We start from the raw sequence: 13,874 nt of genomic DNA on the forward strand, positions 1-13,874 counted from the left end.
CACTGTAACCAAGATTCCGTCCGTCTCGTCAAAGGCAAGCTCTGTTGAACCTGCCTCACGAGCCGGCGGGCACCAAGAAGGCGCACTTCTAGAACTTTTTCAACCGCCGCAATTTGTTCAACTTGATCTTCGCCGGTCACGCTGCCCTGCGTGCCCACACGCGAAATGCATATCGGTGGATCAGTTTGACGGCCTGTGGAGATACTGCTGCTCAAAATCTGCGGCGAGGACCGGTCGGCCCAGAAAGTAGCCCTGGCCCACGGGACAGCCCAGATCGCACAACAGCTGACGCTGCACATCTGTCTCAATCCCTTCTGCTACTACGGCCGCATTCAGGGCATGCCCAAGCGTCAAAGCACTCTGCACCAACGCCTGATCTTTCAAGTCCCCTGGCAACGGCCGCACGAAAGACCGGTCGAGTTTTAACTGGCCGATCCGCAGATGCTGGAGCTGACTGAGGTTCGAGTACCCCGTTCCGTAATCGTCCAGTGCCACCTGCACCCCCAAAGAAGCCAATTGTTCGGCCTGAATGCGGGCGTTCTGGGGCTCCGAGAGCAGCACACTCTCCGTGATTTCCAACACCAGCCGGCAAGGCGGCAAGTTTGTCTCTAGCAGCACCTGCTCAACGAGAGGCACGAAGCTGGGTTCTTCCCATTGCCGCACCGATACATTCACGGACACCTTCAGTTTCGGGGCTCCCAGCGCCTGCCACCTCACCGCCTGCGCACAGGCCTCACGCAGCACCCAGGTCCCGAGCGGCACAATTAAACCTGTCTCCTCTGCCAAGGGAATGAACGCATCAGGCGGAATCAGTCGGCCGTCAGCCTGACGCCATCTCACGAGCGCCTCCATCCCGATCATGGCGCCCGTCTTCAACTCCATCTGAGGCTGATAATGCAACTCGAACTCGCCGGTCTCGACCGCCTGCGACAACTGACTCCGCAGGTAGAGTTTCGCCTGCGCGGCCCGGGTCATATCCTCGGCATAAAAGCAGTATTGCCCTTTCCCAGCGGCTTTGGCCTGGTACATCGCTGTATCCGCCGCGAGCAGCAGGGCCTCGGCATCCCGTCCATCTGCGGGATAGAGACTGATCCCCACACTGCACCGCAGGTAGAGCATCACCCCCTTCACCGCAAATGGCTGGGCAAGGATGTCCTGAATGTTCTGGGCCACCCGCGCCGCGTCCAGCGCGTCATGCAGGTCCGGCAGCAAGACCACGAACTCATCGCCCCCAAACCGGGCCACCGTGTCTTGAGACCGGAGAACAGTACAGACGCGGGTGCCAACCGCTCTAAGGAGTTCATCGCCGGCCGCGTGACCGAGCGAATCGTTGACCATCTTGAACCCGTCCAGGTCAAGCACCAACATGCCGACGGACGTGCCATATGGCTGCGCGTGCAGGAGGGCTTGCTCAGCACGGTCCAGCAGCAGCATTCGATTGGGTAAGCCAGTCAGGGCATCATGACGGGCCTGGAACTCACTGCGGACCTGCGCTTCTTGCAGGTGGAGAATCATCAGGCGCAGCTCCAGTTCGTCAATCACGATGGCTGCGAGATCCTGAAGGAGGGTCTGCTCTTCAATGGTGAAGACCCGCGGCTGATGATCGTAGACTGCCAAGACACCTATGTTGAAGCCGTCTGGGGTGGTGAGCGGTGCGCCCGCGTAGGACCGGGCGCCATGAAACTTCACCATCGGGTCATTCTGAAAGCGGGGGAGGGCCTGCAGATCCTCAACCACGAAGACCCCCGCTTGCTCGACGGCTTCTCCGCAACAGACGCTGGCCCGGTCCATCTCGTGGATATTGGTGCCGACACTCGATTTGAGCCAGGTGCGCCGAGCGGCAATGAGATTGACGATGACAACCGGCACATTCAGGAGTTGTTTGACAAAGCGGGTGATGCGGTCAAATTCTGCTTCAGGTGGCGTGTCGAGCACCAGATAGCGGTAAAGATGTGCCAGGCGATCCTGGTCATCTGAAGGGTCAGGGGGCGGCATGATGACGCAGGTGTAGCACTCGGCGTCTTTGCACACAGGTCAACTGCCGAGGGTGAAGTGTAGAGAAAGGCCGACTGGATGAGCTGCAGGAGGAATCACGCCTCCCAGCTGTAGGACCAACAAGCCCGAAGATGGTCCTATAAGTTGCACAGATCTCGGCTCTTCGCCAGGTAATGTCTCTGAAGCCATGTCTGCGCAGCTTGACGGCACGCCCTACTGGAACCTCAAACGGAAAAACGCGATAAATAGGGCGCTGGCGTCACGACACCATGTTGCTCAGCATCCCAGCGTAAGGTCACATGCCGCCCCTTATTCCGGTGCAGATGGGTCACACACACGTCCAGCCTGGCGGCTACAGCACTGCCGAGTCAGGGGTAGGGTCGGCTTGTCGCGCACAGACCCACCTAAATACCGTTGAGGCGGCTTAGGGCCCAGCGGCTGGTCAGCGGAACTGTTCTGAGGGTGCACAAGGTCAGGTGGCATGAGCGCCTCTGGCGGGGTGTGGGATGTGACCCGGCCTACGCTTGATGCCCTTCCCTTCGGGCTGAAGGAGCGTAGTTGGTGTTCCTCGCACCGCCCAGATGGCCAGCCCGGTAGAGTGCACCATGCTCGGCTGGATGATCTCCGTCTATCAGGCCCCACCCGATCAGGTGGCCCGCCACAGCCCAGATTCCTTACCTTTCCTACTGGCCCACTGGGAAGCGGGGCTGGGCGGCCTATCGTGGCTTGATGACCTGGTCACGCTTGGCAAAGCCACCCAACTGCGCTTTGACGGCTATCCCACCCGGTATACAGCCCAGGCTGGGGACGTGCTGCCCCTACTCATCAGCGGCGACATTCGGCCGGCCAATGCAGGCCTCTGGGTCTTCGGCGTGGACGAGGGCGAGGAATATGCCCAGCCACCCGCCTGGCTCAAGGTGGTGCAGTTCCAACGAGACCGGATAGACGCCTGCCCACCCGACATGCTCCTTACGATTGACGCCTGGGATCAGAGCTGACGGCTGCGCAGCAGATTGAGCTTTAAAAGTCGTAACACCCTGTGCAGGCCAGCATGTGTTGTGTGAATCAGGGGACAGGCCCCTGGCGCTTTACTGTCCTCAAATTAGACAGAGACCGGTGGACTCACCCCAGAAAAACCGCGGCGGAGTCTCCTCCACCGCGTGCCAGGATGAACCAGAATCAGTCGGCCAGCGCCTGCCAGGCGGCCTGCACGGCAGCGCCCCGATCAAAGGATGCGCCCAGCGCCGCAAAGCAGTCCTCCAGAATTCCGGCGATCCCCAGGGCGTCGTAACGGTCGGCGTAGCCCATCGTGCTCACCCGGAACACGGTGTCTTCGTGGGGCGCCTGGCCCGGCAAGGCGCGCTGACCCATGCGGGCCAGTTGCCCCGCCACCTGCCGGCCAGTCAGCGGCGCGGGTGGGGTCAGCACCGCCACAGCCGGGCTGGTGCGCGCGGCCCAGGCAGGGGCACCCAGGGCGGTGCCCGCCGCAATCAGGGCGTCGGTCTTGCGGCGCTGCTCGGCCCAGAGCACCTCCAGGGGCACGCGCAGCAGGCGGTCCAGGGCCGCCGACAGCGCGTAGATCAGGTTGATGGCCGGGGTCTGCGGCGTGTTGCCGGCCTTCTGGCCCGCCAGTTCACGGGTCATGTCCAGGTAAAACCCGCGTTCTGGGTTCTGAATCATGCGGGTCTCCACCTCGGGACTGAAGAGCACGAAGCCCAGGCCCGGCGGGGTGGCCGTGCCCTTCTGACTGCCCGAGACCACCACGTCCACGCCCCACGCGGCCGGGCGCAACTCGGCCACCCCGTAGGACGTGATGCAGTCGGCAATGATGATGAGGTCTGGATTCTGGGCCTTGGCCGCGCGGGCAATAGCTTCCAGGTCGTGCAGGGCGCCTGTACTGGTCTCGCTGTGGGTCACAAGTAAGGTGTGGGCGTCCCGTGCGGCGCTGGCGACCTCATCCGGGTCCAGCACGTCCCCCCAGGGCCGCGCCACCAGTTCGGTGCGGTAGCCAAAGCGGCTGGCCATCTCGCCCCAGCGCTCGCTGAATTTGCCGGCCTGGGCATTGACCACCCGGGCGCCGGGGGGCGTGGTGCTGACCAGGGCGCCCTCAAAGGCCCCGGTGCCGCTGCTGGTGGTGATTACGGCGTCGTAGGGATCGCCCAGCAGCTGCGACAATCCGGCGCGGGCCTCCATCAGCTTGTCAATGCCGGCCTGGGCGCGGTGGTGCATCTGCGGCTGGGCCAGTTGCGCCAGCACTTCGGGCGCGACCTCCACCGGGCCGGGGGCAATCAGGCGCTCTCGGTTCAAAGGTGTGTGGGCCGCGTAGGGGGGTGTCATGCCCCGCATGGTAGAGGCTGGGCTGAGGCGCACCGTAAACCTTGTGCAAGTGAGGCCGGCACAGAAGGAATCGCAGCAGACTCCGAACTCGTTTGCAGCGTGACGCAGCCAAGCGAGAAGCACCAGCAAGAGAGGCTGCGATGGTATGTCATCAGCCTGCCTCTCTCCGGCGTTCCTCAGAATCAGGGCTGCCGTTCAACTGACGGAAACTGCACATCAATCCTCCGGTTTGTGAGTGAAGTGTGGCCAGAAGTTGATGAACTGTTCATATGACACTGCCCTCTGCCTGGTGCCGCTGGCTGGCCGCCCTGCCCCTGCTGCTGGGGGGTGTGGGCGCGCAAACCGCCCTGCTGGCCTCGGACCAACCGGTGACCGAGGCGGGCCAGTTTGCTGGGCTGGTCGAGGCCGATTTTCTAGGCTGTGGTCAGGCGACGCAGCGCGACGGCACGCTGGACCGGGTGGCGGGCCAGGTGCTGCGCGGCTTTGTCCTGAAGACCGAACTGCAGCAGGCGGGCTACCCCGCCAAGCGCTTTAGCTCCTTTGTCCTGCCCAAACTGGGCAAAGCGGGCGCCGTGGCTGGGGCGCTGTCCGGGCAGTGTGCCCACCGGGCCGGCTTTACCCGCTACGGGGTCTCGGTGCAGGGGGGGCGCGCGGCGCTGGTGTATGTGCAGCCCGCGCAGCTGGACAGCGCGCAGGCGGGAACATGGCTGACCCCCTTTCTGGCCCTGACCAACGAGGCGCGGCGCCAGGGCCAGCGCTGCGGCGACACCCTGTTTGCCCCGGCGCGGCCCCTGGTCTGGAACAGCGCCCTGGCGCAGGCCGCGCAGACCCAGGTGGACGATATGATTCGCCTGAACTTTCGCGGGCACATCAATCCCGTCACCGGCAGCGAGCCGCCAGAGCGCGCTCTGGCCAGCGGCTATCAGGGGACCCAGGTGGGCGAGAACGCCGCCTACAACGCGCTGACCCCCGAAGAGGCGCTGCGCACCCTGCTCGACAGCCCCGGCCACTGCCGGGTGCTGATGAACCCCGAATGGGTCAGCTTTGGGGCCGGGCTGGGCAACGGCACGCCGGACACCACCTTCAGCACCTACTGGGTGCAGACGTTTGGGCGGTAGCCTGGCGCCGTGAGGCCCGTCTTCACCGTTTCCTGCGCTGGGCGGGCACCGGCACAATGGCCCCTTAGGCTGCCCCTATGCGAATCGTGATTGTGGGGGGCGTGGCCGCCGGCATGAGCGCCGCCAGCCGGGCCCGCCGCTTTGACCCACAGGCCGAGGTGGTGGTCTTTGACCGGGGCCGCGAAGTGAGCTACGGCGCCTGCGGCCTGCCCTACGTGATTGGCGGCCAGGTGGCGCACTTTGACAAGCTGATCGCCCGCACCCCCGAGCAGCTGCGGGGCCGGGGCATTGCGGTGCGCACCGGGCACGAGGTGACAGGGATAGACGCCAGCGCCGCCACGGTGACCGTGGCCGACCGCGCCTCGGGGCGCAGTGTCACCGAGCCCTACGACCGCCTGCTGATTGCCACCGGGGTCTCCCCCATTCGCCCGGACTGGGCCAGCACGCCCCTGGGCGGCGTGCATGTGCTGCGGGACATTCCTGACGGGCAGGCGCTGGAGGCCAGCCTGAAAGGCGCCAAACGGGCCTGCGTGGTGGGCGGCGGCTACATCGGCCTGGAACTGGCCGAGGCCCTGCGCTGCCGTGGACTCAGCGTGGTGCTGCTGGAACGCGACCCGGAGGTGGCGGGGCGCATGCTGGACACCGGGCTGCAGCGGCAGGTGCGCGCCGAACTGGAACGGAACGGCGTGGACGTGCGCTGCGGCGTGACCGTCCAGGGTCTGACGGGCCAGGGGCGCGTCAGCGGCGTGCAAACCGACCGCGGCCTGGTGCGCGCCGACGTGGTGGTGGTGGCGGTGGGGGTCAAACCCAATGTGGCCCTGGCCAAGGCCGCCGGAGCGCGGCTGGGCAAGACCGGCGCCGTCGCAGTCAATCTGAAGCAGGAAACCGGCGTGCCCGGTGTCTACGCGGCCGGCGACAACGCCGAGGCGCTGCACCGGGTCACGCGGCGGCGGGTGCACATCCCGCTGGGCCTGACCGCCAACCGCATGGGGCGCGTGGCCGGGGTCAACATGGCGGGCGGCGACGCCCGGTTTCCGGGGGTGGTGGGCACCGGGATCTTCAAAACCTTTGGGCTGGGCGTGGCCCGCACCGGCCTCACCCAGGCGCAGGCCGAGGACCTGGGCCTGAAGGCGACCAGCGTGGACGTGACCAGCACCGACTACGCGGGCTACTACTCGGGGGCCAAACCCATTCATGTGCGCCTGACGGGGGAACAGGGAACGGGCCGCCTGTTGGGCGCCCAGCTGATCGGCCAGAACCACGAGAGCGTGAAGCGGGTGGATGTGGTCTCGACCCTGCTGCATTCACGCGGCACCGCGCAGCAGCTCTTTGACGCCGACCTGGCGTATGCCCCGCCGTTTAGCAGCGTCTGGGACGTGCTGCTGGTGGCGGCCGACCGGCTGCATAGGGTGCTGTAGGTCCAGAGCCGATGTGCGGACGGCCCGCGCGCGCCCGCGTGCAACACTACCGGGCGTGTTGCGCTGCCTCATCCTCGCCGCTCTGCTGACCAGTTCCGCCTTGGCTGGGCTCTCCCAGCCCGAAGACCGCCTGGCCGCCAGCCTGGGGTTGCCTGCAGGCAGCTATGAAGCGGCGCTGCGGGTCGAGTCGCTGGGCCTGAACCTCTGGCCGGGCAGCCTGCGCCTGAAAGACCCCGCGCTGCTGGGCAGCGAGCAGCAGGCGCTGACCTTTGATGAAGGGCCCGCCTTTTACGGCCTGCACTGCCAGGACGCCGAGGTGTACCACGCGCCCGCCGTGTTTTCTGATTTCGCGGCCCTGCGCGCCGCCCTCTTTGACCTGCCGGGCGTGGTGGGCCTGGGAGATGACGGCCGGGGCTTTCTTTTTCGCCGCGCCGCCACCTTTGGCTGGTTGCAGTGGGGCTCTGGGGCGCTGCGCCTGAATGTGTGTCAGACCGAGCCAGCAGCGGACTCGGCCGCCACCTTTGCCCCGCTGCTGAGCGTTCATCAGGGGGCAGAGGCCGCCGCGCCAGTGGCCAGCGCCACTGGCCTGCTGGCCTGGTGCAGCGCCGACCAGGGCGCCTGGCAGCGGCAGCTGGCCCTCGGGTCGCTGGGCGAGCCTGCCGTCAGCCCGGACGGCCGCCTGCTGGCCGTCAGCGGCTTTGATCCCCGGCCAGTCATCTTTGTGCTGAGCACCAGCAGTGGCGAGACCCTGCACCGCCTGTCCCGGCCCAACGGCACCTCATCGCTCAGCTTCGCCGGCGACAGCCAGAGCCTGCTGGCCCAGGACTTCGCCGGCACCTACACCCTGCTGGACACTGCCTCGGGGCAGGTGCGGCGCGAATGGAGTCAGCCGGGCTGGGGCGGCTTCGCGCTGATCGGCGGCGGGGCGAGCCGCTTTATTCAGACCGGCTCGCGCCATCAACCGCTGCGGGTGATTGACGCGGCCACCGGCAAGATCACGCGCACCCTCAATAGCATGGCGGTCAGCGCCGACACCCTGACCCCCGACGGCCTCTGGGCCGTCACCCTGGAAGAGTCCGGGAAGCTCAGCGCTTACCGCGCGCAGGACGCCAGCGCCGCCATTGCCAGAAAGGCCGACCACACCGGGACCGTTGATCAGCCCCTGGACCTCAAGAACAGCCCGGCCGCCCTGCTGCCTGGCCGGCACCCCGACAGCGTGCTGATTCTGGTCCAGACCCCCAGGCTGCGCAGGGTTCAGGTGCTGGAATGGCAGGTGGGGACAGCGGTGGCCGCCTCAGTCCTGACCCTGAACCCCGGCGAGCAGCTGACCATGAACCGGGCCACCGGGACCCTGACTGCGCTGCCCACCTGTTTACCCTGAGCGCACGCTTCTCCAGGCTGCGTGCTGGTTCAGCCTCTAGGCCCGCACCAGATACGCGCTGTCAATCACCGCCAGCGCCCGCACCTGGGCCAGTTGCTCAGCGCTCAGGCTGTCGTCCAGGGTCAGGGTAAACAGGGCCTGACCGCCCTTCTGGGCGCGGCCCAGGGCCATTCCGGCGATGTTGACGCCCCAGCCGCCCAGCAGCGCCGAGAGCTGGGCCACCGCGCCGGGCTTGTCCTGGTTGCTGGCAATCAGAATGTAGCCTTCGGGCTCCAGTTCCACCCGGAAGTCGCGCAGGCGGGTCAGGCGGGGGCTGCGGCCAAACACGGTGCCGCCCACCGTGCGGGTGCGCTCCTTTTCCTGGCCGCCGCCACTTCTGACCTTGACCACCACCTCGGTCTGGTAGTCGGGGCTGTCTGTCTCTTCCCGGACCGCCAGATTCAGGCCGCGCTCCTTGGCCAGGGCGCGGGCGTTAATCATATTGGGGGTCTCGTCGGTGCGCCCCGACAGGTAGCCCACCAGCACACTGGTCACCACGGGGGCGGGGTCAGCGGGGAACTCGCCCCGGAACGTCACTTCCAGGTCATGCGCGCCGGGCAGGAGCTGGGCCAGAATCCGTCCCAACTTCTCCCCTAGTTGCAGGTAACCGCCCAGGGCTTCCAGCGTCTTGGCGTCCAGGGCCGGCGCATTGACGGCACCCTTACTCACGTCTCCCTGAAGGGCGGCCAGCACCCGCGAGACAATCTCGGCGCCCACCCGCTCCTGGGCCTCAGCGGTGTTGGCCCCCAGGTGGGCCGTGATGCCCAGGTTGGGCGCGCTCAGGAAGGGGTGGTCCGGGGCTGGGGGCTCTTCCTCGAAGACGTCCACACCAGCGGCGAACAGCTGGCCTGACTTCAGGGCCTCCACCAGCGCCGCTTCCTCGATGATGCCGCCGCGCGCCGCGTTCACGGCAATGGCGCCGGGCCGCAGGCGCGCCAGTTGGGCGGCGCCAATCATGCCGCGCGTTTCCTCGGTCAGGGGGGTATGGACGGTCAGGGCGTCCACCTGCGCCAGCAGCTCGTCCAGTGTGGCGGCGCGCGCAATCCCCAGGCGCTCGAACTTGCTGTCGGGCACGTAGGGGTCGTAGGCCACCACGTTCATCCGCAGGCCCTGGGCGCGGTCGGCCACAATCGAGCCGATGCGCCCCAGACCCACGATGCCCAGCGTTCTGTCTTTCAGTTCCAGGCCCAGGTACTTGCGGTCCCACTCGCCGGCCCGCGTCTTGCGGTCGCTGCGGGTCAGGCCGCGCGCGGCGGCCATCAGGTGCATGACCGCCAGCTCGGCCGCCGAGACGTTGTTGCTCTCCGGCGCATTCAGAATCAGCAGGCCCCTGAGGCTGGCGTAGTCCAGGTCAATGTTGTCCACGCCCACCCCGCCGCGCCCAATCACGCGCAGGCGGGGGCCAGCCGCGTCAATCAGTTCGCGGTCCACGCGGGTGCGGCTGCGGGTAATCAGGGCGTCGTAACTGGGGAGACGGCGCAGGGTCTCCTCGCGGGGCATGTTGCCGGCGTAGTCAATCTCAAAGCCCTCGTGCTGCAGCTCGCCGGGGTTCATCTCGTCGCAAATGAGGACGCGCAGGGGCGAAGCGCGGCCCTCTTGGGCCTGGACAGGAGCAGCGGCGGTCATGCCCCTCAGGGTACGGGCCGGGCGGGCGCGCGCGCAGCAATTGGCTAGGGGGAGACGGCCAGCAGCCCGCGGCCGGGAACCGCCCGGGCTTCACCTTCCTCTGACCCAGCGGCTTGCAAGAACCGTGCCAGAGTTCGCGCCCTAGCATGGGCCCATGCAAAGCGTCCTTTCCCCCCGGTGGTCCCTGTGGCCCGCCTGAGCCGCGCGCAGGCCAGCACGGGCCACACGGTGCTGGTGGTTGACGACGACGCCGAGCTGCGCGCCACCGTCGAGCGCCTGCTGCGCAGCTGCGGCCACGAGGTCCTGAGCGCCGAGAGCGGCGAGGAGGCCCTGCGGCTGGTCGCGCAGCACGACATTCACCTGATGCTGCTGGATTACTTCATGGCCGGCATGACGGGTGAGGACGTGGTGCGCGAGTTGCGGGCGCGCGGATACGGCCTTCAGGTGGTGCTGCAAACCGGCTACGCTTCAGAGCGCCCCCCCCGCGATATGCTGCGCGACCTTGATATTCAGGGCTACCACGACAAATCCGAAGGCCCCGACAAGCTGCTGGTGTGGGTGGACGCCGCCCTGAAAGCGCACCGCCACATGCGGGCCATCACGGCGTCGCGCGACGGCCTGAACCACATTCTCCAGGCGGCGCCGCAGCTGCACCGCCTGCAGTCTCTGGACGACCTGCTGCGCGGGATTCTGCTGCAGTTGCAGGGCATTCTGGGCTTCTCTGGGGCCTGCGTGGCGGTGCTGCCGGATGGCCGCGACCCCGCCCTGAGCGCGGCCCCAGCCCAGACCTTTGAGGTGCGGGTGGCCACCGGCCGCTTCGAGGGCCGCCAGTGGCCCGACCTGACCGACTTTGAGCGCGCCGCCGTGGCCGAGGCCGCCCGCCGTGGCAAACCCAGCCGCACGCCGCTGACGGCCCTGCCGCTACAAGCGGGTGACCGCAACGTGGGCGTGGTGCTGGTGGACCTGGAACCGCCAGCGGCAGCGGCCGCCGACCTGACCCTGTTAGAAGTCTTTGCCGCGCAGGCAGCGGTGGCCATTCAGAACGTGCAGCTGTTTGAACTGGCGACCACCGACGACCTGACCGGCCTGATGAACCGCCGCGCCTGGGCCGGGCGCCTAGACGAGGCGCTGCGGCTGGGCGCGCGCCACGCGCACCCGACCAGCATCCTGCTGATCGACGTGGACCATTTCAAGCGTGTGAACGACACCTACGGCCACCTGGCCGGCGACGCGCTGCTGCGGCTGCTGGGCGCGGCGCTGCGCGAGCAGGTGCGCGCCACCGACCTGGCCGGACGGTACGGCGGCGAGGAACTGGCAGTACTCCTGCCGCACACCGGCCCCGAGGGCGCGCGGATTCTGGCCGAGCGCCTGCGCGAACACATCGCGGCGCTGCGCCTGCCCTGGGACGGCCAGGAGGTGCGGGTCACGGCCAGCATTGGCGTGGCGACCGACCCCGGCGGCCCAGGTTCATTGAGCGCGCCCCGGCTGCTCAGCCAGACCGATGAGGCGCTGTACGCCGCCAAGGGCGCGGGCCGTAACCGGGTGCAGGTCGCGCCCGCACACGCCCTGGCCGCCCAGGGGTAGGCCGAAGATGCCTCTAGAGGAGCAGCGGACTCTGGCTCGCCTGGCCGGGCTGGTGCAGGGGGTCGTGTGGCAGGCTGACCCCCAGACCCGCAACGCCACCTTTGTCTCAGAGCGGCTGACGGCCATGACGGGCTTTACGCCGCAGCAGTGGCTGACCACGCCGGGTTTCTGGGAGGCCCACCTGCACCCCGAGGACCGGGTGCAGGTGATGCAGGCCCACGCACGGAGCATGCACAGTGGCGAGGCCCTGTCGCTGGAATACCGCTTCTTTGCCGCCGATGGCCGCGTGCTGTGGCTGCGCGACCTGATGACGCCCGTGATGGAAGGTGGGCAACTGGTCGCGCTGGGCGGCGTCATGCTGGACGTGACGGCCGAGCGCGAGCAGCAGGGCGCCCTGCGCGCCGCCCGTGACCGCTTTGAGCAGGTCTTCCAGACCAGCCCGGTGGGCCTGGCGCTGATTGACACGGCGTCGGGGCAGGTGCAGCAGGCCAACCCGGCCTTCTGGGCGGTGGTGGGCGGGCCGCTGGCGGACCTCTACGGCGCCGGGCCGCACGGCCAGCCGCTGTGGACCGAGTCACAGGATCAGGAGGCCCTGCGCGCCGCGCTGACGGGTGGCCAGGCCGCCCACGACCTGCCCGCGCGCTGGCAGCGCCAGGCTGGCCCAGAGTCACCGGCCGAGGTGCGCGACGTGCGGCTGTCGGCCGAGCCGCTGGACGCCCAGGCCGGCACCAGCCTGCTGACGGTGGAAGACGTGACCGAGCGTCTGAAAGCCGAGACCCAGCTGAAAGCCAGCGAGCGGCGGTTCCGGGCCCTCGTTCAGCACAGTCACGACCTGCTGACGGTGGTGCGTCCAGATGGAGAGCTGATCTACGCCAGCCCAGCCATGAGCGAGGTGCTGGGCCACGACGGCGAGGCGGTGCGCGGCGAGCAGGTGCTGGACCATATGCACCCCGACGAACACGACGCCATTCGCGCCGAGTTTGCCAAGGCGGTCTTCGGCGGCCCCGGCGCGACCGCCCGCCTGACCAGCCGCTTTCGGCGCCGGGACGGGCAGTACCGTTACCTGGAATGGGTGGCGACCAACCAGCTGGACGACCCGCACATTCGCGGCATGGTCATGAACTCGCGCGACGTGACCGAGCGGGTCGAGTCGGAGCAGGCGCTGCAAGACAGCCAGAAGACCTTCGCGGCGCTGTTCGAAGCCTCGCCCGACGCCATCTTGCTGGTGGACTTCGCCGGGGACATGCCGATTGTGCAGTGCAATGAGGTTGCGGCCCGGATGCGGGGTTACACGCGGGAGGAACTGACGGGCCAGAGCACCTACCTCTCGCTGCCCGGCGGCGCAGCGCTGCTGGCCGACCACGCCGCCAACGAAAGCTTCCGGCAGCGCGTCCGTGAAACCGGGCGGCTGTACTTTGACGCCGAACATCTGCGCAAGGACGGCAGCATCTACCCTGTCGAGATCAATCTGGCGCTGGTGACCCTAGGTGGGCGCGAGATGCTCCTGAGCGTGGAACGCGACATCTCGGCGCGGCGGGACGCCGAAGCGGCGCTGCAATCCAGTCAGACGCGGCTGCTGGCCAGCGAGAAGCTGGCGGGCCTGGGCCGCCTGACCGCCGGGCTGGCCCATGAAATCAACACGCCGCTGGCCGCCACCATGAACGAACTGCACGAGGCCACGCGCCTGACCCAGGAATATCAGGACTCGGCAGGCCACCCCGAGGTGACGCCAGACGACCACCGCGAGATCGCCCGCGAACTGGGCGCGGCGCTGGACGCGGCGGGGCGCAACCTCACACGCATCGGGGACTTTATCCGCAAAATCCGCTCTCATACCCGCGACGCCGCCACCGGGCGTCACAACTTCGACGCGGTGCGCAGCGTGGACGACACCCTGGCCATGCTGGCCCACGAGGCGCGCGCTGCCCAGATTCAGCTGCATTTCGAGCGGCCCAGGGAAGCCGTCACCCTGCACGGCGAACCTGGCCGCCTGACCCAGATTGTGACCAACCTGGTCGTCAACGGCATTCACGCCACGCCTCCCGGCGGCACCGTGACCGTACGCTTTGGCGAGCAGGAGGGTGCACGCACCTTGCAGGTTGAGGACACAGGCAGCGGCATTCCCACAGACGTGCTGCCGCGCATTTTCGAGCCGATGTTCACCACTAAAGAGGTCGGCAAGGGCACGGGCCTGGGCCTGTCTATCATTCACGACATCGTGACTGGCCACTTTGGCGGCGAGATCGGTGTGCAGACCCACGCCGGGCAGGGCACGACCTTTACCGTCAGTTTTCCCAACAAGGGACCAGAAGCGCCCGCCGATATTAGCCCCCCAGTCGAAGCCACGCCCTGACGGCAGGACGGCTGAGGGGCCCC

At 67.6% G+C, this 13,874-nt stretch carries 9 protein-coding genes; 6 read left to right on the top strand and 3 right to left on the bottom strand.

From position 1 onward, the window contains the following. Positions 1–180: 180 nt before the first annotated feature. Positions 181–1,995: a putative bifunctional diguanylate cyclase/phosphodiesterase gene (locus tag K7W42_RS01600; RefSeq protein WP_224571642.1), complete on the bottom strand. Its 1,815-nt coding sequence runs from the start codon at positions 1,993–1,995 to the stop codon at positions 181–183. 617 nt (positions 1,996–2,612) lie between these two features. Here K7W42_RS01600 and K7W42_RS01605 point away from each other — a divergent pair. Further along, positions 2,613–2,993, top strand: coding sequence for a hypothetical protein (locus K7W42_RS01605; protein WP_224571643.1), 381 nt, complete (start codon positions 2,613–2,615; stop codon positions 2,991–2,993). 181 nt (positions 2,994–3,174) lie between these two features. Here K7W42_RS01605 and K7W42_RS01610 read toward each other — a convergent pair whose 3' ends face one another. Then, positions 3,175–4,332, bottom strand: a complete 1,158-nt coding sequence (locus K7W42_RS01610) for an aminotransferase class V-fold PLP-dependent enzyme (protein ID WP_224571644.1) — start codon at positions 4,330–4,332, stop codon at positions 3,175–3,177. A 269-nt stretch (positions 4,333–4,601) separates the two neighbouring features. Here K7W42_RS01610 and K7W42_RS01615 point away from each other — a divergent pair, with 269 nt between their 5' ends. From K7W42_RS01615 to K7W42_RS01625, 3 genes are all read left to right on the top strand, one after another. After that, positions 4,602–5,450 carry a CAP domain-containing protein gene (locus K7W42_RS01615; RefSeq protein ID WP_224571645.1) on the top strand — a complete coding sequence of 283 codons (849 nt, stop codon included), beginning with the start codon at positions 4,602–4,604 and terminating at the stop codon, positions 5,448–5,450. 77 nt (positions 5,451–5,527) lie between these two features. Further along, a complete protein-coding gene (locus K7W42_RS01620; RefSeq protein ID WP_224571646.1) occupies positions 5,528–6,868 on the top strand; it encodes an FAD-dependent oxidoreductase in 1,341 nt (446 codons plus the stop codon). A 55-nt stretch (positions 6,869–6,923) separates the two neighbouring features. Beyond that, positions 6,924–8,249 carry a WD40 repeat domain-containing protein gene (locus K7W42_RS01625; protein WP_224571647.1) on the top strand — a complete coding sequence of 442 codons (1,326 nt, stop codon included), beginning with the start codon at positions 6,924–6,926 and terminating at the stop codon, positions 8,247–8,249. Between the two features lie 36 nt (positions 8,250–8,285). On the opposite strand, the gene serA is transcribed toward K7W42_RS01625, so the two are convergent. After that, complete coding sequence (gene serA / locus K7W42_RS01630) at positions 8,286–9,914, bottom strand: phosphoglycerate dehydrogenase (RefSeq protein WP_224571648.1); 1,629 nt, start codon at positions 9,912–9,914, stop codon at positions 8,286–8,288. 186 nt (positions 9,915–10,100) lie between these two features. On the opposite strand from serA, the gene K7W42_RS01635 reads away from it, so the two are divergent. Both K7W42_RS01635 and K7W42_RS01640 read left to right on the top strand, forming a co-directional pair. Beyond that, complete coding sequence (locus K7W42_RS01635) at positions 10,101–11,498, top strand: GGDEF domain-containing response regulator (RefSeq protein WP_157458100.1); 1,398 nt, start codon at positions 10,101–10,103, stop codon at positions 11,496–11,498. Between the two features lie 7 nt (positions 11,499–11,505). After that, positions 11,506–13,851 carry a PAS domain-containing sensor histidine kinase gene (locus tag K7W42_RS01640; protein ID WP_224571649.1) on the top strand — a complete coding sequence of 782 codons (2,346 nt, stop codon included), beginning with the start codon at positions 11,506–11,508 and terminating at the stop codon, positions 13,849–13,851. Positions 13,852–13,874 lie beyond the last annotated feature (23 nt).

This window comes from Deinococcus betulae, assembly GCF_020166395.1.
GTDB lineage: Bacteria > Deinococcota > Deinococci > Deinococcales > Deinococcaceae > Deinococcus > Deinococcus betulae.

What these genes read in the sequence shown, in the direction of transcription:
- K7W42_RS01600 (WP_224571642.1), bottom strand. Translation starts at nt 1,995, where the DNA reads ATGCCGCCCCCTGACCCTTCAGATGACCAGGATCGCCTGGCACATCTT.
- K7W42_RS01605 (WP_224571643.1), top strand. Translation starts at nt 2,613, where the DNA reads ATGATCTCCGTCTATCAGGCCCCACCCGATCAGGTGGCCCGCCACAGC.
- K7W42_RS01610 (WP_224571644.1), bottom strand. Translation starts at nt 4,332, where the DNA reads ATGACACCCCCCTACGCGGCCCACACACCTTTGAACCGAGAGCGCCTG.
- K7W42_RS01615 (WP_224571645.1), top strand. Translation starts at nt 4,602, where the DNA reads ATGACACTGCCCTCTGCCTGGTGCCGCTGGCTGGCCGCCCTGCCCCTG.
- K7W42_RS01620 (WP_224571646.1), top strand. Translation starts at nt 5,528, where the DNA reads ATGCGAATCGTGATTGTGGGGGGCGTGGCCGCCGGCATGAGCGCCGCC.
- serA (WP_224571648.1), bottom strand. Translation starts at nt 9,914, where the DNA reads ATGACCGCCGCTGCTCCTGTCCAGGCCCAAGAGGGCCGCGCTTCGCCC.
- K7W42_RS01640 (WP_224571649.1), top strand. Translation starts at nt 11,506, where the DNA reads ATGCCTCTAGAGGAGCAGCGGACTCTGGCTCGCCTGGCCGGGCTGGTG.